Source organism: Novosphingobium bradum (assembly GCF_042646485.1).
Taxonomy (GTDB): Bacteria; Pseudomonadota; Alphaproteobacteria; order Sphingomonadales; family Sphingomonadaceae; genus Novosphingobium; species Novosphingobium bradum.
In genome coordinates, this window is record NZ_JBHRTQ010000007.1 from 432419 (window position 1) to 456033 (window position 23615).

General features: G+C 68.7%; 20 protein-coding genes. 13 read left to right on the plus strand and 7 right to left on the minus strand.

The annotated features are described in order from the left end of the window. Positions 1-62: 62 nt before the first annotated feature. Positions 63-905, plus strand: a complete 843-nt coding sequence (locus tag ACFOD9_RS07975; RefSeq protein ID WP_379509555.1) for a carbonic anhydrase — start codon at positions 63-65, stop codon at positions 903-905. A gap of 59 nt (positions 906-964) precedes the next feature. On the opposite strand, the gene ACFOD9_RS07980 is transcribed toward ACFOD9_RS07975, so the two are convergent. Together ACFOD9_RS07980 and ypfJ are read right to left on the minus strand one after the other, a co-directional pair. Next, positions 965-1648 carry a hypothetical protein gene (locus ACFOD9_RS07980; RefSeq protein WP_379509556.1) on the minus strand — a complete coding sequence of 228 codons (684 nt, stop codon included), beginning with the start codon at positions 1646-1648 and terminating at the stop codon, positions 965-967. Next, a complete protein-coding gene (gene ypfJ, locus ACFOD9_RS07985; protein WP_379509557.1) occupies positions 1645-2574 on the minus strand; it encodes a KPN_02809 family neutral zinc metallopeptidase in 930 nt (309 codons plus the stop codon). Before ypfJ ends, ACFOD9_RS07980 begins: the two co-directional genes overlap by 4 nt. A 120-nt stretch (positions 2575-2694) precedes the next feature. Here ypfJ and ACFOD9_RS07990 point away from each other — a divergent pair, with 120 nt between their 5' ends. The 5 genes from ACFOD9_RS07990 to ACFOD9_RS08010 all read left to right on the plus strand — a co-directional run bounded on the left by ACFOD9_RS07990 (position 2695) and on the right by ACFOD9_RS08010 (position 8655). Continuing rightward, entirely contained in the window at positions 2695-3450 is a 756-nt protein-coding gene (locus ACFOD9_RS07990; protein ID WP_379509558.1) for a 3-hydroxybutyrate dehydrogenase, read from the plus strand. Positions 3451-3628: 178 nt separating this feature from the next. After that, positions 3629-5131: a M28 family peptidase gene (locus ACFOD9_RS07995; RefSeq protein ID WP_379509559.1), complete on the plus strand. Its 1503-nt coding sequence runs from the start codon at positions 3629-3631 to the stop codon at positions 5129-5131. A 167-nt stretch (positions 5132-5298) separates the two neighbouring features. Further along, complete coding sequence (gene guaB, locus ACFOD9_RS08000; RefSeq protein ID WP_379509962.1) at positions 5299-6756, plus strand: IMP dehydrogenase; 1458 nt, start codon at positions 5299-5301, stop codon at positions 6754-6756. Positions 6757-6903: 147 nt separating this feature from the next. Beyond that, positions 6904-8076, plus strand: a complete 1173-nt coding sequence (locus ACFOD9_RS08005) for an RsmB/NOP family class I SAM-dependent RNA methyltransferase (protein WP_379509560.1) — start codon at positions 6904-6906, stop codon at positions 8074-8076. Positions 8077-8151: 75 nt separating this feature from the next. After that, entirely contained in the window at positions 8152-8655 is a 504-nt protein-coding gene (locus tag ACFOD9_RS08010) for a tetratricopeptide repeat protein (RefSeq protein WP_379509561.1), read from the plus strand. Positions 8656-8705: 50 nt separating this feature from the next. Here the strand turns inward: ACFOD9_RS08010 and ACFOD9_RS08015 are convergent, their stop codons facing one another. Further along, positions 8706-9188 carry an RNA pyrophosphohydrolase gene (locus ACFOD9_RS08015; protein WP_379509562.1) on the minus strand — a complete coding sequence of 161 codons (483 nt, stop codon included), beginning with the start codon at positions 9186-9188 and terminating at the stop codon, positions 8706-8708. Between the two features lie 254 nt (positions 9189-9442). Here ACFOD9_RS08015 and ACFOD9_RS08020 point away from each other — a divergent pair, with 254 nt between their 5' ends. The 3 genes from ACFOD9_RS08020 (at position 9443) to ACFOD9_RS08030 (ending at position 13868) form a co-directional block, all read left to right on the plus strand. After that, positions 9443-11323, plus strand: a complete 1881-nt coding sequence (locus ACFOD9_RS08020; RefSeq protein WP_379509563.1) for a 2-oxoacid:acceptor oxidoreductase subunit alpha — start codon at positions 9443-9445, stop codon at positions 11321-11323. Positions 11324-11333: 10 nt separating this feature from the next. Beyond that, positions 11334-12380, plus strand: a complete 1047-nt coding sequence (locus tag ACFOD9_RS08025) for a 2-oxoacid:ferredoxin oxidoreductase subunit beta (protein ID WP_379509564.1) — start codon at positions 11334-11336, stop codon at positions 12378-12380. A 96-nt stretch (positions 12381-12476) separates the two neighbouring features. Continuing rightward, entirely contained in the window at positions 12477-13868 is a 1392-nt protein-coding gene (locus ACFOD9_RS08030) for a cryptochrome/photolyase family protein (RefSeq protein ID WP_379509565.1), read from the plus strand. 271 nt (positions 13869-14139) lie between these two features. Here the strand turns inward: ACFOD9_RS08030 and ACFOD9_RS08035 are convergent, their stop codons facing one another. The 3 genes from ACFOD9_RS08035 to purF all read right to left on the minus strand — a co-directional run bounded on the left by ACFOD9_RS08035 (position 14140) and on the right by purF (position 16769). Further along, positions 14140-14493 carry a PilZ domain-containing protein gene (locus ACFOD9_RS08035; RefSeq protein ID WP_379509566.1) on the minus strand — a complete coding sequence of 118 codons (354 nt, stop codon included), beginning with the start codon at positions 14491-14493 and terminating at the stop codon, positions 14140-14142. An 85-nt stretch (positions 14494-14578) separates the two neighbouring features. Continuing rightward, positions 14579-15304 carry an SDR family NAD(P)-dependent oxidoreductase gene (locus ACFOD9_RS08040; RefSeq protein WP_379509567.1) on the minus strand — a complete coding sequence of 242 codons (726 nt, stop codon included), beginning with the start codon at positions 15302-15304 and terminating at the stop codon, positions 14579-14581. A gap of 4 nt (positions 15305-15308) precedes the next feature. Further along, entirely contained in the window at positions 15309-16769 is a 1461-nt protein-coding gene (gene purF / locus ACFOD9_RS08045) for an amidophosphoribosyltransferase (protein WP_379509568.1), read from the minus strand. 197 nt (positions 16770-16966) lie between these two features. Between purF and ACFOD9_RS08050 the strand changes: the two genes are divergently transcribed. The 3 genes from ACFOD9_RS08050 (at position 16967) to ACFOD9_RS08060 (ending at position 19300) form a co-directional block, all read left to right on the plus strand. Next, entirely contained in the window at positions 16967-18208 is a 1242-nt protein-coding gene (locus tag ACFOD9_RS08050; protein ID WP_379509569.1) for a lipoprotein-releasing ABC transporter permease subunit, read from the plus strand. Then, entirely contained in the window at positions 18201-18914 is a 714-nt protein-coding gene (locus ACFOD9_RS08055; protein WP_379509570.1) for an ABC transporter ATP-binding protein, read from the plus strand. Before ACFOD9_RS08050 ends, ACFOD9_RS08055 begins: the two co-directional genes overlap by 8 nt. Before the next feature lie 101 nt (positions 18915-19015). Continuing rightward, positions 19016-19300, plus strand: coding sequence for a hypothetical protein (locus ACFOD9_RS08060; RefSeq protein ID WP_379509571.1), 285 nt, complete (start codon positions 19016-19018; stop codon positions 19298-19300). Between the two features lie 38 nt (positions 19301-19338). Here the strand turns inward: ACFOD9_RS08060 and ACFOD9_RS08065 are convergent, their stop codons facing one another. Next, positions 19339-19968 carry a Yip1 family protein gene (locus ACFOD9_RS08065; RefSeq protein WP_379509572.1) on the minus strand — a complete coding sequence of 210 codons (630 nt, stop codon included), beginning with the start codon at positions 19966-19968 and terminating at the stop codon, positions 19339-19341. Between the two features lie 158 nt (positions 19969-20126). Between ACFOD9_RS08065 and dnaE the strand changes: the two genes are divergently transcribed. Then, positions 20127-23615 carry a DNA polymerase III subunit alpha gene (gene dnaE / locus ACFOD9_RS08070; RefSeq protein WP_379509573.1) on the plus strand — a complete coding sequence of 1163 codons (3489 nt, stop codon included), beginning with the start codon at positions 20127-20129 and terminating at the stop codon, positions 23613-23615.

Sequence of the window (23615 nt, forward strand, 5' to 3'; positions counted from 1 at the left end):
CCGGGCTAGGTGGGGGCGATTGCCCGCCCATCCGCCTGCCTATCCGGGAGCCTGCCTGCGCGATGAAGACCCGTGCCGCCCTTGCCGCCCTGTGCGCCACCGTCGCGCTGATCGCCCTTGCCGGGGCGGGACTGGGAGCGCCGCATCGCCCGGTTCGCGCCGGCCAGCCGGAGCGCTACGGCCAGTCGCATGGAGCCGGCGATGCCGCGCCGGTGGGCCATGGCGGGCCGCACTGGACCTATGACGGGGCTGCCGGCCCGGAGCATTGGGGCGAGATGAGTGAGGATTTCGCCGCCTGCGCCAAGGGGCATATGCAAAGCCCGGTGGACCTGGGCGGGGCGGAAAGCGCCGGGCGGCTGGCGGTGCGCGCCGCCTATCGGCCCGGCGGGCTGACCGTGCTCAACAACGGGCACACGGTGCAGGTGAACTTCCCCGAAGGATCGCAGCTTGCCAGCGGGATCGCCCGCTACAAGCTGGTGCAGATGCACTTCCACACGCCCTCGGAGGAAACGGTCTATGGCATTCCCTATCCGATGGTCGTCCATTTCGTCCACGTGGACGCCAATGGCAACCTGGCCGTGCTGGCGGTGCTGTTCGAGGAAGGGGCGCACAATCCCGAGCTCGACAAGGTGATCCGCGCCGCCCCGCGCTGGGAGCAGGGGCCAACCCCGGTGGCCGGCGTGACGTTCGATCCGGCCCGGCTGCTGCCCGATAACCTGGCGGTCTGGCGCTATGAAGGATCGCTGACCACGCCGCCCTGCACCGAAGGGGTGCGCTGGCACGTGGCCGAGCACCGGGTGACAGCCAGCGCCGGGCAGATCGCCGCGATCCACGCGATCATCGGCGACAATGCCCGGCCCACCCAGCCGCTTCACGGGCGCCTGCTGGTCGCCGGCTCGGACTGAGCGAAAGCCGGCGCCGGCGCCGATCCGCAGACGAGCGCGGAGCTTGCGCGCAGTGCCGATCAGCGGCCCGGCTTGCCTTGGACGGGCCGGGCGGACGCGGGCCGGACAGGGGCCGGTTGGACCTTGGCGGCCGGCACCGGCGCCGGCGCCGGCGCCGGCGCCGTGGCGGGGCGGGCCGGGCGGGCGCAGTCGCGCTGAAGGCCCACGCCCTTGAGGAAGCCGCGCCGCGCCACGCCGGCGTTGATCGCCGATTGCAGCCGGCGCTCCTGTTCGCTGGCGCCCGACACTTCGCGGATCACCCCGCGGAAGGGGATGAACGAGCCGACCACCGACTGGGCGACCTTGCCCGCGCTGAGCCGCGCGCGGGCGCCCTGGGCGAGGTCGATATCATCGCCCAGCACGGTATCGAGCTGCTGGACCTCGGCGATCAGCGCCGGGCAGCGGGCGCCCCCCGGCAGGCCATAGGGATCGGCCTCGGCGGCGAGGAGGGCAGCGGGGATTTCGCCCTTCCGCAGGTTGAGGTCGGTCATCGGGGTGGCGACGACATCGGCGGCGCTGGGATCGCGGTTGGTGACCGGCTTTTGCGGCTCGGCGGCGGGCGCTGGTCTGGGCTTTGGCTGGGCCTGGGAACCTGCTTGCGGCTGGCCCAGCGCCACGGTGGCGATCAGCAGCGGGGCGAGCGCGGCGAGGTGGGAGAGACGACGGGCATGGCTGGGCAAGGCGGGGCTCCCGGTGCGGATCATGGGGCGGCTTGGCGGGTGCGCTGGTCGGCGAAGGTGTCGCAGGAATTCACGTCGCCGGTTTCCAGACCCTTGCGGAGCCAGGTCATGCGCTGGGCGCTGGAGCCGTGGGTGAAATTTTCCGGGCTGGGATTGCGTCCGGCGTTCTTCATCAGGGTATCGTCGCCGATCTGGTGGGCGGCGTTGAGCCCGCTTTCCATGTCGCCCGGCTCCAGCCGGTCGCGGTTGCGCGCGGCCCAGACGCCGGCATAGCAATCGGCCTGGAGTTCGAGCCGCACCGACAGGGCATTGGCCTGGCCGGGATGGCGTTCCTGTGCCTGGTGGACCTTGTCGGACAGGCCGGTGAGGGTCTGGATGTGGTGGCCATATTCATGGGCGATCACATAGTCGCGCGCGAACTGGCCGGTGGCGCCAAGTTGTTCGCTCATCTGGCGGTAGAAATCGGTGTCGAGGTAGATGCCGTTGTCGGTCGGGCAGTAGAACGGACCCATCGCGCTTTGCGCCGCGCCGCAGCCCGAGCGGCCCATCTGCGCGTAGAACACCAGCTTGGGGCGGCCGAACGGCGCGCCGGCCTCCCGGAAGATCGGCGCCCAGGTCTTGTTGAGCGAGGACAGGGCGTTGCAGCTTTCGCGGCTGGCTTCGTCGATCGTGCAGCTTTCACTGGCAGTGGTGCCGGCGCGCGGCTGCTGGCCGGGGAGCGGGCCGCCGACCTCGGCGGTGTCCGGGCTGCCCGTGCCCTGCATGGCGCCGATCAGCTGGAGCGGGTTCACCCCGAACACGGCCGCCGCGATGAGCGCGATGACCAGGGTGCCGCAACCGAGCCGTCCGCCGCCCAGGCCGAGCGGCAGGCTGCCGCCCAGACTGCCGCCGCCGCTGCCGCGCTGGTCCTCGACGTCGATGGCGTTGGGGTCGAAATCGTCAAGCCGCATGGCTTCGTCCTGTGTTGTGGCCCGATATTGCTGCGCTGCATCATGAACGCTGGACAGCGCGACCCCGCCTCGCCAATGTTCCGCCGTTCATTTGCCAGCATCAACCGGCAGGAGTCGATAATGTTTCTTTCGGGCAAGCGCGCGCTCGTCACCGGTTCGACCTCGGGCATCGGCCTCGCCATCGCCCGCGCCCTGCGCGCCGAGGGGGCCGAACTGGTGCTCAACGGCTTCGGCGAGCCGGATGCCATCGCGGCGCTGTGCGAGGAATTGGGCGCGCGGCACGTGGGGGCCGACCTCACCCGGCGCGAGGGCGTGGAGGCGCTGATGGCCGCGGCCGGGGCGGTCGACATCCTCGTCAACAACGCGGGGATGCAGTTCGTCGCGCCGGTGGAGGCGTTCCCGGTCGAGAAGTGGGACCAGATCATCGCGCTCAACCTGACCGCCGCGTTTGACACCTGCCGGCTGACGATCCCGCACATGAAGGCGCAAAACTGGGGGCGGATCATCAACATCGCCAGCGCCCATTCGCTGACCGCATCGCCGTTCAAGTCGGCCTATGTCTCGGCCAAGCATGGCCTGACCGGCCTGACCAAGACCCTGGCGCTGGAGCTGGCGCGCACCAGGATCACCGCCAACTGCATCAGCCCGGGCTATGTCTGGACCCCGCTGGTGGAAAACCAGATCCCCGACACGATGAAGGCGCGCGGGCTGACCCGCGAGCAGGTGATCGAGGACGTGATGCTGGAGCGCCAGCCGACCAAGGACTTCGCCCAGCCGTCGGACCTGGGCGAGCTGGCCGTGTTCCTGTGCCGCGATGCGGCCCAGCAGATCACCGGGAGCAACATCTCGATGGATGGTGGCTGGACCGCGCAATAGGGGTTTGCGGGGCTTTTCTTCCGCTCCTTCCTGGCAAGGGGAGGTATCGGCGGCCGGTGCGCCCGGGTGCGCCCCAATTGCCACACCTTGCAAATATCGCGGTAACGTGGGGGCGCGTCCTTGCTGCCCCGGGCGTTGTCGTCCACAACCGGCGGCGATGAGGCGAGCCATGGGAGCGATGAGCCGAGCCTTCCGGGCGACGGTTGCGACGGCGGTTGCCGTGGGAGGGCTGGCGCTTGCCGGCCTTTCGCCCGCGCAGGCCGCTGCGCCCGCTCCCAGGCGCGACCTGGCGCTCGAGGCCGATATGCTGGCCCATATCAAGGTTCTGGCCAGCGACGAGTTCGATGGGCGCGAGCCGGGGACCGAGGGCGAGGCGAAAACCCTGCGCTATCTCGGCAAGCTGTGGTTCGACCTCGGGCTGGTTTCGGGCACCAACGATCCGGGCCACCCGTGGTTTGCCCCGGTCAACCTGGTGGCGCGCGAGCCGGCCGGATCGGCGGCGGTGTTCACCCGCAAGGGGCGACGGGTCTACGTGCCGCAAGGCGCGGTGCTGATGCTGACCTCCGGCCCGCGCGCGCTGGTGGAGAACGCGCCGCTGCTGTTCGTGGGCCGCGCGGACAAGGCCGACCAGCTCGCCCGCAGCGAACTGGCCGGGCGGGTGGTGGTCCTGCTCGATGCCGGCGAGCGCGACAGCGAGCGGCAGAACGCCCTGCTCAAGGCCGGCGCCTCGGCCGTGCTGACCGTGCTGGACGATGACCGCACCCTGGCCCAGGTCACCGCGCGGCGGCGGCGTTCGGGCTATGCCCTGTCGAGCGAGGCGCTGGGCGGGGACCTGGAGGGGTTCATCGATGCCGCCGCCTTCGATCGGCTGGCGGTCGTGGCCGGGACCAGCCTGGCCGCCTTGCAGGCCGCCGCCGCCGACCCGGCCTTCGTGCCGCGCCCGCTGGACCTGGCCGCCACGCTGGAGGCAACCACCCGTGAGAGCACGATCCGCACCCACAACCTGATCGGCAAGCTGGATGGCCGCCGGCCCGATCAGGGCGCGGTGCTGTTCATGGCCCATTGGGACCATTTCGGCCAATGCGCCGAGCCGCCGGCCGAGCACCTGATCTGCAATGGCGCGATCGACAATGCCAGCGGGATCGCTGCCCTGACCGAGGTGGCGCGGTTCCTCAGCCGGATGCCCCAGGCCGACCGCGACATCTATTTCGTGGCAACCACGGCCGAGGAACTGGGGCTGCTGGGCGCCGAGGCCTTTGCCGAGAACCCGCCCCTGCCCTTGAAGCAGGTGGTGGCCGCCTTCAACATCGATACCGTGGCGATCGCGCCGGCCGGCACGCCCTTTGCCATTGTCGGCAAGGGGATGACCCGGCTTGACCCGCAGATCGCAGCGGCGGCCAAGGCCTATCGCCGCAAGCTCGTGGGCGGCGAGGAGGCCAATGCCTATATCAAGCGCCAGGATGGCTGGGCGCTGCTCCAGCACGACGTTCCGGCGGTGATGGTGACCACGGCCTATGGCGATCTCAAGCGGCTGGAGGCCTTCTTCGACAGCGACTATCACCGCCCGACCGACGTGGTGAAGCCAGGCATCGAACTGGGCGGCGCGGCGCAGGACGTGGGCTTCCTGGTGCAACTGGGGCGGTGGTTCGCCGATCCGCGCAAGGTGCCGGCGGTGAAGTGAGGGCTGTGGCGGGGTTTCCGCACGAAACCCCGAAGCCCGGCCGCCACGTTTCGTCCTCCTGTCACACAGCGGGAACCACGGGTTGTTAACATTGCCCCGTGCGGTTACATGGGCCGCCACGATTCCCCCCGGGAACTCCCGAGCAGACAGGCAAAGCAGTGGCACTCATCGACATTTCCCTCGGTCTCACTTTCGACGACGTGCTGCTGCGCCCGGCGGAATCGGACATCGTGCCCTCGATGGCCGATACCCGCACGAAACTGACCCGCGAGATCGCGCTCAACATTCCGGTGATCTCCTCGGCGATGGACACCGTGACCGAGGCCGACATGGCGATTGTCATGGCGCAGCTTGGCGGAATCGGCGTGCTTCACCGCAATCTCACCGTGGAAGAGCAGTGCGCCGCGGTGCGCGCGGTCAAGCGGTTCGAGAGCGGCATGGTGGTGAACCCCATTACCATCTCGCCCGATGCCACCCTGGGCGAGGCCCGGGCGCTGATGCAGATCAACCGGATCAGCGGCATCCCGGTGGTGGAAGCCAATGGCAAGCTGTGCGGCATCCTCACCAACCGCGACGTGCGCTTCGCCGACAATCCCGGCCAACCGGTGCGCGAACTGATGACTCACCAGAACCTGGCCACGGTTGGCGCCGGGGTCAGCCAGGAGGAAGCCCGCCGGCTGCTGCACCAGCGCCGGATCGAGAAGCTGCTGGTGGTGGACGAGGCCTATCACTGCGTGGGCCTGATCACGGTCAAGGATATCGAGAAGGCGGTCAACTATCCCAGCGCCACCAAGGACGGCGCGGGCCGCCTGCGCGTGGCCGCGGCGACCACCGTGGGCGACAAGGGCTTCGAGCGCACCGAGGCGCTGCTCGCGGCCGAGTGCGACGTGGTGATCATCGATACCGCCCACGGCCACAACCGCGACGTTGCCCGCGCGGTGGAGCGGGTGAAGAAGCTGTCGAATTCCGCCCAGGTCGTGGCCGGGAATGTCGCCACGGCGGAAGCCACCCGCGCGCTGATCGGCGCCGGGGCCGACGCGGTGAAGGTGGGCATCGGCCCGGGTTCGATCTGCACCACGCGGATCGTGGCCGGCGTGGGCGTGCCGCAGCTGACCGCGATCATGGATGCGGCCGAGGAGGCCGACAAGCTGGGCGTGCCGGTGATCGGCGACGGCGGTCTCAGGACTTCGGGCGATGCGGCCAAGGCGCTGGCGGCCGGCGCCTCGGTGGTCATGGTCGGCTCGATGCTGGCGGGCACCGAGGAAGCGCCGGGCGAGACTTTCCTCTACCAGGGCCGGGCCTACAAGTCGTATCGCGGCATGGGTTCGGTGGGCGCGATGGGCAGCGGCAGCGCCGATCGCTATTTCCAGGGCGATATCAAGGACCAGATGAAGCTGGTGCCCGAGGGGATCGAGGGCCAGGTGCCTTTCAAGGGACCCGCGCGGGACGTGATCCACCAGCTGGTGGGCGGGGTGAAGGCGGCGATGGGCTATACCGGCTGCGGCACCATCGAGGAGCTGCGGACCAAGGCCAAGTTCGTGCAGATCACCAATGCCGGCCTCAAGGAAAGCCACGTCCACGACGTGACCATCACCCGCGAAGCCCCCAACTACAAGGTCGGCTGAGAATTGGCTGAGGCCGGGCTGCGAATGGCCATTTCGGGCGCTTCCGGTGCTCACGGCCATTAAGGCCGCTGCGCTCCGGGTCTCCCAAAACGGCCATTCTCGCTCCGGCCTGAGCCAATTCATCGCACGGCAGGGGAGGACATTGCCATGACACCCCAGGCCCGGGTCCAGGCGGCGATCGAGGTGCTGGACGCGGTGATCATCGCCGCGAAAGCCAAGGCCGCGCCGGCGGACCGGATCCTGTCCGACTGGTTTCGTTCGCGCCGCTATGCCGGATCGAAGGACCGGCGCGCGGTGCGCGAGCTGGTTTACGCGGGTATCCGCCAGTGCGGCGACATTCCGGCAAGCGGGCGGGCGGCGATGCTGCGCGTGGCCCACGGCGATCCGGCGCTGGCCGCGCTGTTCGATGGATCGCGCCATGCGCCCGCTCCGCTGGTGGCGGGCGAGCCGGTGGCCTGGGGCGGCAGCGCGCCGGGCTGGCTGGCACAGGCGCTGGCGGCATCGGGCATCGATGCCGAGAGCCAGGCGGCGCTGATGCAGCGCGCGCCGGTGGACATTCGGATCAACAGCCTCAAGGCGGCGCTGGCGGACCTGCCCGAACCGGGCGAGCCGACCGTGGCGCCGCATGGCCGCCGCTTTCCGCCCGATACCCCGGTGGAGCAATGGCCCGGCTTCCAGGCCGGCGCGATCGAGGTGCAGGATGCCGGCTCGCAACTGGTCTGCGAGGCACTGGGCGCGCGGCCGGGCGAGGCGGTGGTCGACCTGTGCGCCGGGGCCGGGGGCAAGACCCTGGCGCTGGGCGCGGCGATGGACGACCGGGGCCGTCTGCTGGCCTGCGATGCGGACCGCGCGCGGCTTTCGCGCCTGCCCCCGCGCGCCGCGCGGGCCGGGGTGACCATTGCCGAAACCCGTCTGCTCGATGCCGGACGCGAGGGCGAGGCCTTGCGCGACTGGGTGGGCACGGCCGATGCGGTGCTGATCGACGCGCCCTGTTCGGGCACCGGAACCTGGCGGCGCAATCCCGAATCGCGCTGGCGGCTGACACCGGCCGAAGTGGCGCGGCTGGCCGCCTTGCAGCAGCGCCTGCTGGGGCTGGCCGCCACCCTGGTGCGCCCGGGCGGGCGGCTGGCCTATGTGGTCTGTTCGCTGCTCGATGCCGAAGGGGCCGACCAGATCGCGGCGTTCCTTGGCGCCCATCCCGGCTGGCGGGCGGTGCCGCTCGCGCTGGGCGCGGGGCAGGTCCATGGCGCCGGCCTGCGGCTGACGCCGGGGGCCGATGGAACCGACGGGTTTTTCGTCGCTAGGCTGGAACGGTTGTGATACCCGTTCGGCAAGGGTTCAGGCCCGGCCCGGCACCGACGGGAAACCTGTAAGATGACACCGCGGGAGTTCCTGATGCGTTTTGCCCCGGCCTCGATGGCATTGTCGCTGGTTTTCGTCCTGACGGCGAGCATGGGCCAGTCGCAGGCGCCGCAGGCGATCGATCCGCGCGCGGCGGCGCTGGTAGCCCAGGGCCGCACCGCGCTGGGCACGGGCAATGTCGAAGGCGCGATCGATGCCTATGAGGCCGCGCTGGCGATCCAGCCCGGGGCGACCGCGATCACCCTGGACCTGGCCGAGGCGACCCGGCGCCAGGGGCTTCAGGGCAAGGCGCTGCACTATTACCGCGAGGCGCTGGAGCGCGATCCCCGGAACGTGGTGGCGATTTCGGGCGAAGGCGCCGCGCTGCTGGAGAAGGGCGCGGTGGAGAAGGCCAAGCGCAATCTTGCCCGGTTGCAGAACCTGTGCGGCTCGTCTTGCCCGGAAGCGGAGAGCCTGGCCGCGCTGATCGCTCGAGGCCCGCAGGAGCGGGTGGTGGCGGCCGATCCGGCCAAGCCGACAGGCGCGGTGGCGAACTAGACTTTGTTTCAGTTAAGCTGAAACAGGTGCGGCACCGGTCCGGCGCGGGTTCAGATCAATTCGCGGAATTCCTCGACGACGGCGCGGTAGACCCGCTTCTTGAACGGCACGATCAGTTCGGGCAGCTCTTCCGGGCGGACCCATTTCCAGTCGCAGAATTCGGCCGGATCGTGAGCGTCGAGGGCGATGTGGTGATCCTCGCCGGTGAAGCGGGCGAGGATCCAGTGCTGGCGCTGGCCGCGATAGGCTCCGCCCCACAGGCGCCCGAGCAGTTCGTCCGGCAGGTCGTAGAGCAGTTCCTCGCGGGTCTGCGCGATGAGGGCGACCTTGTCGGCGGAGACGCCGGTTTCTTCCCACAGTTCGCGCAGGGCGGCGGCGCGCAGTTCCTCGCCCTCGTCGATCCCGCCTTGCGGCATCTGCCAGAAATCCCCCTCGCGATTGTCGATCCGGCGGCCGACGAAGACGAGCCCCTGGCCATTGACCAGCATCACGCCGACGCAGGGACGATAGGGCAGGGCGGAAAAGTCGTTCATCGCAGAAGGGTGCTCGTTCAGGAGGATGGCTTGAAACCGGGCCTCTCACCCAAGGAGTCGGCCCGCGGCCGCCTTAGGGCGCGCCGGCCCGCTTGACTAGCCGCTCGCTGTGCCCATCTCTCGGGAATGGGCGAAACTTGCCCGGCGGTATCGCGCCTGACAGAAAAACTGAATTGCACAGCCGATCATTGAGTGGCTTAGGCGCAGGCAAGCGTGATCCGGACGAATCCGGGCAGCGAACCCTTTCGAGGACCATGATGGCAACTCTACTGGCCGACAAGCAGCCCGCAACGGGCACCAATACCCCCGAAGCCGTGGTCGTGCGGTTTGCCGGCGATTCCGGCGACGGGATGCAGCTGACCGGCGGGCAGTTCACCCTTTCGACCGCGCTGGCCGGCAACGACCTTGCCACCTTCCCCGACTTTCCGGCGGAAATCCGCGCGCCGCAGGGCACGCTGTTCGGCGTTTCGGCCTTCCAGATCAACTTCGGCTCGACCGCGGTGGATACCGCCGGCGATGCGCCCGACGTGCTGGTGGCGATGAACCCGGCGGCGCTCAAGACCAACGTCGAGGCGCTCAAGCCCGGCGGGCTGATCATCGCCGACAGCGGCGAGTTCACCAAGCGCAACCTCGAAAAGGCCAAGTACGAGGTTTCGCCGCTGGACGATGGCAGCCTCGCCAAGTGGGATCTGCTGGCCTTCGACATCAGCGCGCTGACGCTGGAATCGGTCAAGCCCTTCGGTCTTGGCAACAAGGAAGCCCTGCGCTGCAAGAATATGTGGACGCTGGGCCTGGCGCTGTGGATGTTCGACCGCGACCGCGAGCCGCTGATCGCCTGGCTCAAGGACAAGTTCGCCAAGAACCCGGTGCTGGCCGATGCCAACATCGCCGCGCTCAACGCCGGCCACGCCTATGGCGAGACGGCCGAGCTGGCCGGGCCGCTGAAGAAGCTGCACCTCGATCCGGTGGAAAGCGCGCCGGGCCTCTATCGCACGGTGACCGGCGCCGAGGCTGTCAGCCTGGGCCTGGTGGCTGGCGCGCAGTTGGCCGACCTGCCGATGTTCTTCGGCGGCTATCCGATCACCCCGGCCTCCGCGATCCTGCACAACCTGGCCAAGCTCAAGGAGTTTGGCGTCACCACCTTCCAGGCCGAGGACGAGATCGCGGCGATCTGTTCGGCCATCGGCGCCTCCTATGCCGGGCAGCTGGGGGTTACCTCCTCGTCCGGTCCGGGCATTGCCCTGAAGGGCGAGGCCATGGGGCTGGCGATCATGACCGAGCTGCCGCTGGTCATCGTCAACTCGCAGCGCGGTGGGCCTTCGACGGGCCTGCCGACCAAGACCGAGCAGAGCGATCTTTACCAGGCGGTCTACGGCCGCAACGGCGACGCGCCGCTGCCGGTGATCGCCGCGCGCAGCCCGGCCGACGCCTTTGACTGCGCGATCGAGGCCTGCCGCCTCGCGGTGCAGTTCATGACCCCGGTGATCCTGCTGACGGACGGCTATATCGGCAATGCCGCCGAGCCCTGGGCCGTGCCCGATCCGGCGAGCTATGCGCCGTTCCCGGTGGAGTTCCTGGAGGAAAACAACAATCCCGATGGCGGCAAGGTGCTGCCCTACAAGCGCGATGCGAAGGGCGTGCGCCCGTGGATCAAGCCGGGCACGCCGGGCCTGATGCACCGCATCGGCGGGATCGAGAAGGCGCCCGACACCGGCGACCTCGATTACGCGCCGGCCACCCACCAGTTGCAGACCGATGCCCGCAAGGCCAAGATCGACGGCGTGGCCAAGGCCATTCCGGCGCAGGAGGTGACGCTGGGCGAAAGCAGTGGCAAGCTGGCGGTCGTGGGTTGGGGTTCCACCTATGGCCCGATCATCCAGGCGGTGCGCCGGGCTCGGGCCAGGGGGCTGGACGTTTCTCACATCCACGTGCGCCACGTCTGGCCGCTGCCCGAGAACCTGGGCGACCTGCTCAAGGGTTTCGACAAGGTGCTGGTGCCCGAGATGAACACCGGCCAGTTCAAGACCGTGCTGCGCGACCAGTACCTGATCGACGCCCGGCCGCTCAACAAGACCAGCGGCCAGCCCTATACCATCGCGGAAATCGAAGCCGCGATCGACGATATGCTGGCGTGAGGGAACGACCATGAACGACATGACCCCGATCCAGACCACGCTCAAGGACTGGGAGAGCGACCAGGAAGTGCGCTGGTGCCCCGGTTGCGGCGACTATGCGATTTTGAAGGCGGTGCAGCGCACCCTGCCCGAGATCGGCGCGGACCCGGCCAAGACCGTGTTCGTGAGCGGCATCGGCTGTTCGAGCCGGTTCCCCTACTACGTGGAAAGCTACGGCTTCCACACGATCCATGGTCGCGCCCCGGCCTTTGCCACCGGCATCAAGTTGGCCAACCCGGAGCTGGATATCTGGCTGGTGACCGGCGACGGCGACGGCATGAGCATCGGCGGCAACCACACGATGCACCTGCTGCGGCGCAATCTGAACTGCCAGATCATGCTGTTCAACAACGAGATCTACGGCCTGACCAAGGGGCAGTATTCGCCCACCAGCCGCGAGGGCACCTCCAGCCCCTCCACCCCGATGGGTTCGGTGGATCATCCGGCGTTGCCTTGCGCCTTTGCGCTGGGTTCGGGCGCGCGGTTCGTTGCGCGCGGGTTCGACGTATCCAAGGAACTGGGCGGCGTGCTCAAGGCGGCCCACGCCCATCGCGGCGCGGCCTTCGTGGAAATCTTCCAGAACTGCATCGTCTACAACAAGGACCGCTTCGAGGACTTCGCCGCCCCCAAGGGCGCGGAAGCGAACCAGCTCTGGCTGAAGGACGGCGAGCCGATGCTGTTCGGCTCGGAAAAGTCGGGCGGGGTGAAGGGCATCACGCTTGATATGGAAACCCTGTCGCTCAAGGTCGTCGACGTTGCAGACGGCGACTGGCAGGCCGCCGGCGTTATCGTCCACAACGTGAAGAACAAGGCCGTGGCCCATATGCTGGTGGAAATGCCCTTCGGGCCGTTCCCGATGGCGCTTGGCGTGATCTTCGACGATCCGCGCCCGACCTACGAGGACGCGGTGCACGGCCAGGACGCCAAGGCGCGCGAGGGCCGGGTGGCCGATCTCGGCAAGCTCCTCGCCAAGGGCCAGACCTGGACCGTTCCGGCCAAGGCGGCGGACCTGGGCTGATCTGACGGGATTCCGGTTTCGATCCGACCTGCCCGAAAGGGCAGGTGGGGCGCTTGGGGCTGGCAATGGGCAGGTGCCCTCGCTTAGCTGGGCGGCATGACCAATCCCGTCATCGTCTGGCTGCGCCGCGACCTGCGGCTGGCCGACCAGGCCGCGTTTCACGCGGCGGCGCAGAGCGGTGCGCCGGTGATCCCGGTCTATGTGCTGGATGACGAGGCGCCCCGGCATCACCGGATGGGCGGGGCTTCGCGCTGGTGGCTTCATCATTCGCTCAGCCGCCTCGATGCCGACCTTCGGGCGATCGGATCGCGGCTGGTGCTGCGGCGGGGCAAGGCCCACGAGGAACTGGCCGCGATCCGGCGCGAGGTGGGCGCGCGCACGGTCCATTGCCTGGCGCATTACGAGCCGTGGTGGCGCAATGCCGAGCGGGCCGTGGCCAAGCACTTCCAGCTGGTGCGCCATGACGGCAATTACCTGGCGCCGCCCGGCACCATCCTCTCGGGCGCGGGGACACCCTACCGCATCTACACCCCGTTCTGGCGGGCGTTGAGCGAACGCCTGCCGCCGCCATTGCCCGTGGCCGCGCCGGCGCACCTGCCGGCCCCGGCGAACTGGCCGGCAAGCGATGCGCTGGAGGACTGGGGCCTGCTGCCGCGCGCGCCGGACTGGGCGGGCGGGCTGCGCGCGATGTGGTCGCCGGGCGAGGGCGGGGCGCGCGAACGGCTGGCCGACTTTGCCGAGGCCGCGGCGGTCTATGAACAGCGCCGCAACCTGCCGGCGCAGGAGGGCACGTCGCTGCTTTCGCCGCACCTCCATTTCGGGGAGATTTCACCGGCCGCGGTGTGGCACGCGGTGGCCGGGGCGGGCGGTTCGGTCGGCACCTTCCTGGGGGAACTGGGCTGGCGCGACTATGCCCAGAACGTGATCCTGCAATTTCCCGACTATGCCACCCGCAGCGCGAAGGCGGAGTTCGACCATATGCCCTGGCGGACCGGGCCAGAGGCCGAGGCGGACCTTGCGGCCTGGCAGCAGGGGCGCACCGGCTATCCCATCGTGGACGCCGGGATGCGGCAGCTGTGGCGCACCGGCTGGATGCATAACCGGGTGCGGATGCTGGCGGCCTCGTTCCTGATCAAGCACCTGATGATCGACTGGCGCGAAGGCGAGCGCTGGTTCTGGGATACGCTGGTCGATGCCGACCATGGGCAGAACGCGGTCAACTGGCAGTGGAGCGCGGGCAGCGGGGTGGATGCCAACATCTTTTCGCGGATCATGGCGCCGCTCAGCCAATCGGTGAAGTTCGATGCGGCGGGCTATATCCGCCAGTGGGTGCCGGAGCTGGCGGGGCTGGCGGATGGCGAGATCCATGATCCCGTGGTGCGACCCAGGGGCTATCCGCGGCCCATCGTGGACCATGGTGCGGGCCGCGCGCGGGCGCTGGCGGCGATGGTGCAGGCGAAGGGGGAAGCGGCGAGCGGCGGGGGCTAGAATCTGATGACATTGGATTGAAGCGCAAAGCCCTTCCCCGTTGGGGAAGGGTTGGGATGGGGGTTCCACGCCAGCGCCGTACCCCCACCCCCAGCCCCTCCCCAATGGGGAGGGGAGACCGGCACTTCAATGCAATGTCATCCCGCTCCAGAAGCTTCAGGCCGCGAAGGCCGCGAAGGCGAGCTTTCAGGCCGCGAAGGGCGCGGCGGCCCCTGGTCGGGATTGCCCCCCGCCGCCGCGCCCCACCGGGTAACTGGTCGTGGCCGGGTGATCAGAGGGTCGAGCGGAAGATCGTCTCGGGTTGCCAGCGGGCCAGGATATTGTCGTGCACGATCGGCGAGAGCAGGTTCTGGAAGGCGCAGCCGATCAGGCTGTTGTTCCACCAGACCACTTCCGATTGCAGCGATTCGAGGCCGGGCAGGGTGATCCAGCAGATCGTGCCCGGCTGCATTCGGCTGATCGCCGAGGCGCAGAAACCGCCCAGCGAGAGATCGTGGACGATCGTCGAGAAGCTACGGCCGCCCGAGGCGCGCAGGCTGGCCGGAATGGAAATGCGCGTCCGCGGCGCGCAGCGATCTTCCTGCGCGGCCACTTCATAGCGTTGCACGGATTGGACTTCGCCCATCGTCTTTGCTCCCTACCGCCTACGCACTATCGCGCAGGCCGGTGAATTCCGGCTAAAGGATGGGGCAAGACTGCTTGCCGGCGGGTTACGCCGGATGGTTAACGGTTTCGCGGTGCGGGCTGGCGAAGGGTTCGCCCAGCAGGGCAACCAGGCGCTCTGCCACCACTTCGGGCGCCTTGACCGAAGCGGGATCTTCGCCCGGATAGGCCCGGGCGCGCATCGCGGTGCGGGTGGCGCCGGGATTAACCAAGGCAATGCGGATGCGCGAAATGGCGCGAACTTCCTGCGCCCAGCAATCGAGCAATTGCGCGAAGGCGGCCTTTGTGGCGCCATAGGCGCCCCAATAGGCGCGGGGCGCATCGGCCACGGTACTGGTCAGGCCGATCACCCGCGGATCGGCGCTGCGGCGCAGCAGGCCATCGAAGTGGGCGATCAGCGACTGGGTGGCCAGCACGTTGACCGTGAGCGCCTTGTTGAAGCTGGCCTGGTCGATATCGGCCACGCTCGAGAGTTGCGGCAGCAGGGCGGCGGCGAGCACCAGCACGTCGAGCTTGTCCCAGCGGCTGCGAATTGCCGTGGCGAGGCGGGCCACGCCATCGGGTTCCATCAGATCGACCGGAGCGATGGTGGCGGTCCCGCCGGCGGCGTGGATCGCCTCCTCGACCGCTTCAAGCCCCTTCACATCACGCGCGGTGAGGATGACATGGGCGCCGGCCTGGCCGAGCGCCAGGGCCGTGGCCGCGCCGATTCCCTTGCTGGCCCCGGTGACCAGCGCGACCTGGCCTGAAAAGGGCTTGCCTGCTTCGCTCATCGCTTCAGGCGACCGGCAGGTCGAGCTGGGCCGGGCGATCGCGATCGGCCAGGTCGGTCAGCCGGGTCGGGTATTCGCCCGAGAAGCAGGCGTCGCAATATTGCGGGCAGGCGGCGTTGCGGCCCTTCAGGCCCACGGCGCGATAGAGGCCATCGAGCGAGACGAAGGCGAGACTGTCGGCCTGGATGAATTCGGCCATGGCGGCCACGTCCATCCGCGCGGCGAGCAGCTTGGAGCGTTCGGGGGTATCGACCCCGTAGAAGCAGCTATGCTCGGTCGGCGGGGAGGCGATCCGCATATGCACTTCGGCCGCGCCCGCATCGCGCATCATCTGCACGATCTTGAGGCTGGTGGTGCCGCGCACGATCGAATCGTCGACCAGCACGATCCGCTTGCCCGCGACGATCGCGCGGTTGGCATTGTGCTTGCGCTTCACATCGGCATTGCGGGCGCCGTCGGACGGCTGGATGAAAGTGCGGCCCACATAGTGCGAGCGGATGATGCCGAGCTCGAAGGGCAGGCCCGATTCCTGGGCATAGCCGAGCGCGGCGGGCACGCCGCTATCGGGCACGGGGATCACCATGTCGGCATCGGCCAGCGATTCGCGCGCCAGTTCGCGGCCGATGGCCTTGCGGACCTCGTAGACCGAGCTGCCGCCCATCAGCGAATCGGGGCGGCTGAAATAGACGTGTTCGAAGATGCACGGCCGGGCCGGCGGATCGCCGAAGGGGCGGTGGGTGCGGACCGCGCCATCGAGATCGACTTCGACCAGTTCGCCCGGCTCCACCTCGCGCAGGAAATCGGCGCCGATCACGTCGAGCGCGACCGTTTCGCTGGCGAACACGGTCGCATCGCCCAGCTTGCCCATGACCAGCGGGCGGATGCCCAGCGGATCGCGGCAGGCGATCATGCCGGCCGGGGTCATGCAGATCAGCGAATAGGCGCCTTCGACCAGCCGCAGCGCATCGATGAAGCGATCGAGCAGGGTGGGATAGCGGCTGGTGGCGACGAGGTGGATGATCACCTCGGTATCCGAGGTGGACTGGAAGATCGCGCCCTTCTGCACCAGATCGTACTTGAGGTGCATGGCGTTGGAGATGTTGCCGTTGTGGGCGATGGCGAAGCCGCCCGAGGCCAGATCGGCAAACAGCGGCTGGACGTTTCGCAGGCCCGAGCCGCCGGTGGTGGAATAGCGCACGTGGCCCGCGGCCATGATGCCCGGCAGTTCGGCGAGGGCTTCGGCGCTGGAGAAATTGGCGGCAACGTGGCCGGTGCCGCGGCGGGAATAGAATTCCTGGCCATCGAAGCTGGTGATGCCCACGGCCTCCTGGCCGCGATGCTGGAGCGCGTGGAGGCCGAGCGCGGTCATGGGGGCGGCTTCGCGGGCGCCGATCACGCCGAAGATGCCGCACTCCTCGCGCAGCTTGTCGCCGTCCGCGTCGCAGAAAGGATTGGTCAGGTTCATGGTTGCTGGTCCGCCGGGCGAGAAGGCTTGTGTTACAGCCGTGTTGCGGGCGCATTTGGCCCCTGCGGCGCCGAAAGGCAAGCCCGGTGGCGCGCAAGGCGGAGATGGGTCGGCAGACCATTGCCCTCGGCCGCGCCGCCGCCTAAACCCGGCCTCGCGTCGCCTGCCCCAGGAGACCCGCGAAAGAAGGCTCCCGCTTGATCCTCTCCCCGTTCGAATGGACCATCGCCAAGCGCTATATGCTGCCGGGCCGGGGCGAGGCGTTCATCGCGCTCGTTGCCGGGATCAGCTTGGTGGCGGTGAGCCTGGGCGTGGCGGCCCTGGTCATCGTGATGAGCGTGATGAACGGCTTTCGCGCCGAACTGTTCGACAAGATCGTGGGGCTGAACGGCCATGCGATCATCCAAGCCTATGGCGGCCGGCTCGACAATTGGCAGCAGGTGCTGGCCGATGTGCGCGCCACGCCGGGGGTGACCCGGGCCTCGCCGCTGATCGAGCAGCCCCTGCTCGCCACCTTCAACGGCCGGGTGGAAGGCATTCTCGTGCGCGGCAACACGGCCGAGGACATCGGCCGGATCAAGCCGCAGGTGAAGGATGGCTCGCTCCAGATGCTGCGCCCGGGCGCGAGCATGGTGGCCATCGGCGCGCGGCTGGCGGAAAACCTCGGCGCGCGGGTGGGCGACACGATCACCATCATCAACCCGCAGGGGCGCGCCACCCCGTTCGGCACGGTGCCCCGGCAGGTGGGCTACACGGTGGGCGCGATCTTCGAGATCGGGGTCTATGACTATGACAACACCTTCGTGGTCATGCCCATTCCCGACGCGCAGACCCTGCTGCTGAGCGGCGATTCGATCGGGATGATCGAGGTGAAGACCACCGATCCGGACCAGGTGACCGAAATCCTCGCCCCGCTCACCCGCAAGCTGGCGGGCGTGGCCGTGGTGACCGACTGGAAGACCATCAACGCCGCCCTGTTCGAGGCGCTCTCGGTGGAGCGGGTGGCGATGTTCACCGTGCTCTCGATCATCGTGCTGGTGGCGGTGTTCAACATCCTCTCCTCGCTGATCATGCTGGTGCGCGCGAAAACCCGCGACATCGCCATCTTGCGGACCATGGGCGCGCGGCGGGCCAGCCTGCTGCGGATCTTCGTAACCATCGGCTTCTCGATCGGCGCGCTGGGCACCGGCACGGGGCTGGCGCTGGGCTTCGTGTTCCTGTTCTTCCGCCAGAACGTGGTCAACGCGGTGCAATACCTGACCGGGCAGAACCTGTGGGACCCTTCGATCCGCTTCCTTTCCGAACTGCCCAGCCGCTCCGACCCAGTGGAGATCGTGGCCATCGCGGCGATGGCGCTGGTACTCTCGTTCCTCGCCACGCTCTACCCGGCGTGGAAGGCGGCGAGCACCGATCCGGTGCAGGTGCTGCGCTATGAGTGATCGCGCGCCGCTGGACCTTGCCGCCACGGACCTTGCCGCGCCAGTCGTGCGCCTTGCCGGCGTGACCCGCAGCTTCGAGCAGGGCGGGGTACGGATCGACGTGCTGCGTGGGATCGACCTTGAAATCCGCCCCGGCGAGATCGTGGCCCTGCTGGGGCCTTCGGGTTCGGGCAAGTCGACCATGCTCCAGGCGATCGGCCTGCTGGAAGGCGGCTTTGGCGGCAAGATCGAGATCGCGGGGGTTGATGCCTCGGCGCAGGATTCGGCCGGGCGGACCACGCTGCGGCGCGAGCACCTGGGCTTTGTCTACCAATTCCACCACCTGCTGGCCGATTTCACCGCGATCGAGAACGTGATCCTGCCGCAATTGATCGCGGGCGCCGGTCAGGAGGAAGCCGAAGCGCGGGCGACCGAACTGCTGGAGAGCCTGGGCCTGGGCCAGCGCCTGACCCACAAGCCGAGCCGGCTTTCGGGCGGCGAGCAGCAGCGCGTGGCCGTGGCCCGGGCGCTGGCCAACCGCCCGGCGCTGGTCCTGGCCGACGAGCCGACCGGCAACCTTGACGAGGCGACCGCCGACAAGGTGCTCGGCCAGTTCCTGGGCCTGGTGCGCGGCGAGGGCAGCGCCGCGCTGATCGCCACCCACAACGAGCGCCTCGCGCTGGCGATGGACCGCGTGGTGCGGCTGCATGATGGGCGGCTGGGCTGACAGCGATCGCGCGCGGCTTACCGAAAGTTCACCGGAACCGGCGCGCCGGGGCAACCGTTTGGTTCCTGCAAGGGGAACGCGGGAGCCAAGGAGAGCCATTCGTGAGCCACCATCCGACCACATTTGCCGCCGAGCCTTCCGACCAGCCGCATGGCGCGATCGGCTGGGACGATCCGGCGACCCTGCATCGCCGCGCCGACGGCGGCGGGCTGCTCCATGGGTTCAAGGCGATCCGCAAGGGCACGCTGGGCGAACTGGTCCGCTGGTTCGCCGCCCTGCCGGCGGGCGAGCGCGGGCACTACATGATCGAGAAGGCCGGCGACCGGCAGTATCACCCCTTCGAGATCATGGGGCTGGCCGCGCGGCCCGACCTGCCGGCCACCTGAACGGCAGCCGGTCTGGTTCCTGCCGGACCGGCCGGAGTTCAGGCCATGCCCATCCCGGTGATCAGCGCATCGTTGAGCCGGGTCATCATCACCACGATCACGTTGAGCAGGGTGGCCGCGGCGACCACCACCACGGTGAAGCGCAGCACCTTTTCGCGCGGGACGCCCAGCATCGGGGCGGCGCCCAGATAGAGGAGGCGCACCCCGTAGAGCGCCACCAGCCCGAGCCAGGCCAGCGAAGGCACCAGCGCGACCACGCCGGCCAGCAGGACCGGGGTCGATCCATAGCCGATCAGCGCGAAGGCGCGATCGCCGCCGTGGGTGCCGCCATGGTGGCGCGCGACGATGCTGGCGAACATGGCCAGGGCCAGCAGGCTGAACAGGGTGCCCAGGAACACGATGATCGCGCTGCCCAGCACCGAGACCGGGGTGACCGGCGTGGGATCGCTGAGCGGCCCGGCGCCATAGCCGAAGTGGCCGAAGGTGAGCGCGCCGATTGAGGCGCAGACTGGCCAGATCAGCGACAGGGGCAGGACATAGCGGTTGAGCACCTCGCCCGACGGGCGGTCCTCGGCGGCGATCCGCGCCCATTCCGAGCGGGGCGAGAGGACAATGGCGGCGGCGCGCGCGGCGATCGAGCGGCGCGGGGCGATTTCATCGACTGGCATCGGGGCACTCCATCAACGACGTGTCGGTTGTGGCCCCGGCTTGGCCGCGCGGCGCGGCGCGGTCTTTGCGCGAAAGCAAAGTTCATGGGAGCCGCCTTTTCCCCAGCAGGGGGGCGGGGGCGGGTTGATCGGGCGGGGGCACGCGCTACCTTGCCGGGATGGCCGCCTATGCTCCGTTCGTTCCCTTGCGCGTGTTCTCCTCCTATTCGATGCTGGAGGGGGCGATCGATCCCAAGGCCATCGCCAAGCTGGCCAAGGAGCGCGGGTTCCCGGCCATCGCGGTGTGCGATCGCAATGGCCTCTATTGCGCGCCGGCCTTTGCCTCGGCCTGCAAGGACGCGGGCATCCAGCCGCTGGTCGGCACCTTGTTGGCCGTGGCCCGCGAGGGGGAGCCAAGGGATTCCGCCGCGATCGACTGGCTGGCGCTCTATGCCCAGGACGAGGCCGGCTGGCTCAACCTGTGCCGGCTGGTCAGCCGCGCCCACCTTGACCGCCCGCTCGACCGCGAGCCCCACGTGCCGCTGGCCGATCTCGATGGCCACACCGATGGGCTGATCGCGCTGACCGGGGCTGGCGAGGGTGGCCTCGCCCGGCTGCTGGCCGATGGCAAGGCCGAGGCCGCGCATGACCTGGCCGCGCGGCTGGCCGGTCTGTTTCCCGGGCGGCTCTATGTCGAGATCGCCCGGCGCGGCGACGCGGTGGAGGAAGCGGCCGAGGAGGCGCTGATCGCGCTGGCCTATGCCCGCGACCTGCCCCTGGTGGCCACCAACCCGGCGATGTTTGCCGAAAGCCAGTTCCACGCCGCCCACGATGCCCTGCTGTGCATCGCCAATTCGACCCACATCGATGCGGCGGACCGGCCGCGCTCTTCCGGCGAAGCCTGGGTCAAGCCGGCCGACACGATGGCCGAGCTGTTCGCCGACCTGCCCGAGGCGACCGCTAACACGCTCGTCGTCGCGCAGCGCTGCGCCTATGCCCCGCCCAGGCGCAAGCCGCTGCTGCCCAGCCTTGCCGGCGACACCGAGGGCGAGGCGCGAATGCTGGTGGAGGATGCGCGCGCCGGGCTGGTCAAGCGGCTGGAGCCCTATGGCGAACTGCCCGAGGCGGAGCGCCAGGCCTATTTCGACCGGCTCGATTTCGAGACCGGGATCATCAACAAGATGGGCTTCGCCGGCTACTTCCTGATCGTGGCCGACTTCATCAAGTGGGCCAAGGACAACGATATTCCGGTGGGGCCGGGGCGCGGTTCGGGTGCGGGCAGCGTGGTTGCCTGGGCGCTGACCATCACCGACCTCGATCCCTTGCGCCTCGGCCTGCTGTTCGAGCGCTTCCTCAACCCCGAACGCGTCTCGATGCCCGACTTCGACATCGACTTCTGCGAAACCCGGCGCGGCGAGGTGATCCGCTACGTGCAGGGCAAATATGGCGCCGATCACGTTGCCCAGATTATCACCTTCGGCAAGCTGAAGGCCCGCGCGGTGCTGCGCGATACGGGCCGCATCCTCCAGATGAGCTACGGGCAGGTGGACCGCCTGTGCAAGCTGGTGCCGAACCTGCCGGCCGATCCCTGGGACCTCAAGCGCGCGCTCAACGGCGTGGCCGAGTTCCGCCGCGAATACGACAATGACGACGAGGTGCGCCGGCTGATCGACCTGGCCGTGCAGTTGGAGGGGATGCCGCGCAATTCCTCCACCCATGCCGCCGGCGTGGTCATCGGGGACCGGCCGCTGGAGCAACTGGTTCCGCTCTACCGCGATCCGCGTTCGGATATGCCGGTGACCCAGTTCGACATGAAATATGTCGAGGATACCGGGCTGATCAAGTTCGACTTCCTGGGGCTCAAGACGCTGTCGGTGCTGCGGAAGGCGGTGGACCTGCTGGCGCGGCGCGGGATCACCATCGATCTGGGTCTGCTCGCCTGGGATGATCCGCAGGTCTACGAGCTGCTCCAGCGCGGCGATACGGTGGGCGTGTTCCAGCTGGAATCGGAAGGGATGCGCCGCACGCTTTCCGCCGTGAAACCCAGCAATTTCGGCGACATCATCGCGCTGGTTTCGCTCTACCGGCCCGGGCCGATGGACAACATCCCCTTGTTTGGCCGTCGCAAGAACGGGTTGGAAGAGATTGAATATCCGCATGAAAAACTGGCGGGTATTCTGTCGGAAACCTATGGGATCTTCGTCTACCAGGAACAGGTGATGCAGGCCGCGCAGATCCTGGCGGGCTATTCGCTGGGCGACGCCGACCTGCTGCGCCGGGCCATGGGCAAGAAGGTCCAGGCCGAGATGGACGCGCAGCGCCAGCGGTTTGTCGAAGGGTGCGCGCGCGATAGTGGAATCGACGCTAAGAAGGCCAACGAACTATTTGATTTGATCGACAAGTTTGCCGGATATGGCTTCAACAAGAGCCATGCGGCGGCCTATGCCCTGCTGGCCTACCAGACCGCCTGGTTCAAGGCCCATTACCCTCACGAATTCTACGCCGCGGCCATGTGCTTCGATATGCACCAGTCGGAAAAGCTCTCGGTCTTCGTGGATGATATGCGCCGCAACGGGCTGGTCATCGCCGGGCCGGACCTCAATATGTCGGAGGCGGAATTCTCGGTGGAGCAGACCGAGGACGGGCACCAGGTGCGCTATGCCCTGGCCGGCATCCGCAACGTGGGCGAGAAGGCGATGGAGGCGATTGTTGCCGAGCGCGAGGGCAACGGCCGGTTTGCCTCGCTGGAGGATCTGTTCGGGCGCGTGCCGCAAGGCTCGATGAACCGGCGGCAACTGGAAGGCCTGGCCGCGGCCGGCGCCTTTGACAGCATCGAGCCGAACCGGGCCAAGGTGCTTGCCAATGCCGATATGCTGCTGGCCGTGGCGGACGAGGCCGAGCGCACCCGCACGAGCGGCCAGCATGGCCTGTTCGGCGGGGCGGACCACGATCACCACGTGCTGCGCCTGGCCGAGACCCCGGCCTGGACCAGGGCCGAGCAGATGGCCCGCGAGCGCGAGAACTTCGGGTTCTATTTCGCCGCCCATCCGGTGGAGCAATGGCGCGCGATCGCCAGCGCCAATGGCGCGCGGACCTATGGCAGCCTGATGGCGAGCGGCGGGGCCGCTGGCGGGGGCCGGCAAATGGCGGTGATGGCGGCGATGGTGGAAGGCGTGCAGCGCCGCAAGACCAAGCGCGGCAAGGACTTCGTCATGGCCGACTTCTCCGACAGCTCGGGCCAGTTTTCCGCATCGTGCTTCGAGGAGAGCCTGGTCGACAGCTTTGTGCAATGGGCCAGGGAGGGCACCTGCGTGCTGCTTCAGGTGGAACTCGACAGCCCCAGCCCGGACGAGCCGCCGCGCGTGACCGTGCGGGGCGGGCGCCCGCTGGCCGAAGTGCGCGAGGCGGCGCGGATGGAGCTTTCGCTGGAAGTGTCCACGGTGGAGGCGCTGTCGGAACTGGCGCTGCTGCTCCAGCCGGGCGCCGCCGGCAAGGGCGAGGTGGTGGCGCGGCTGCGGACCGGCGGTTCCGGGCCAGACCCGCTGATGCGGCTGGGGCGCGATTTCCACCTCGATGGCGAGCTGGCCGAACAGGTCGCCGCCATTCCCGGCATTGCCGCTGTGAGCCTTTCGGCCAAGCGCGGGCCGAGCCTGCGATTGGTGGCCTGA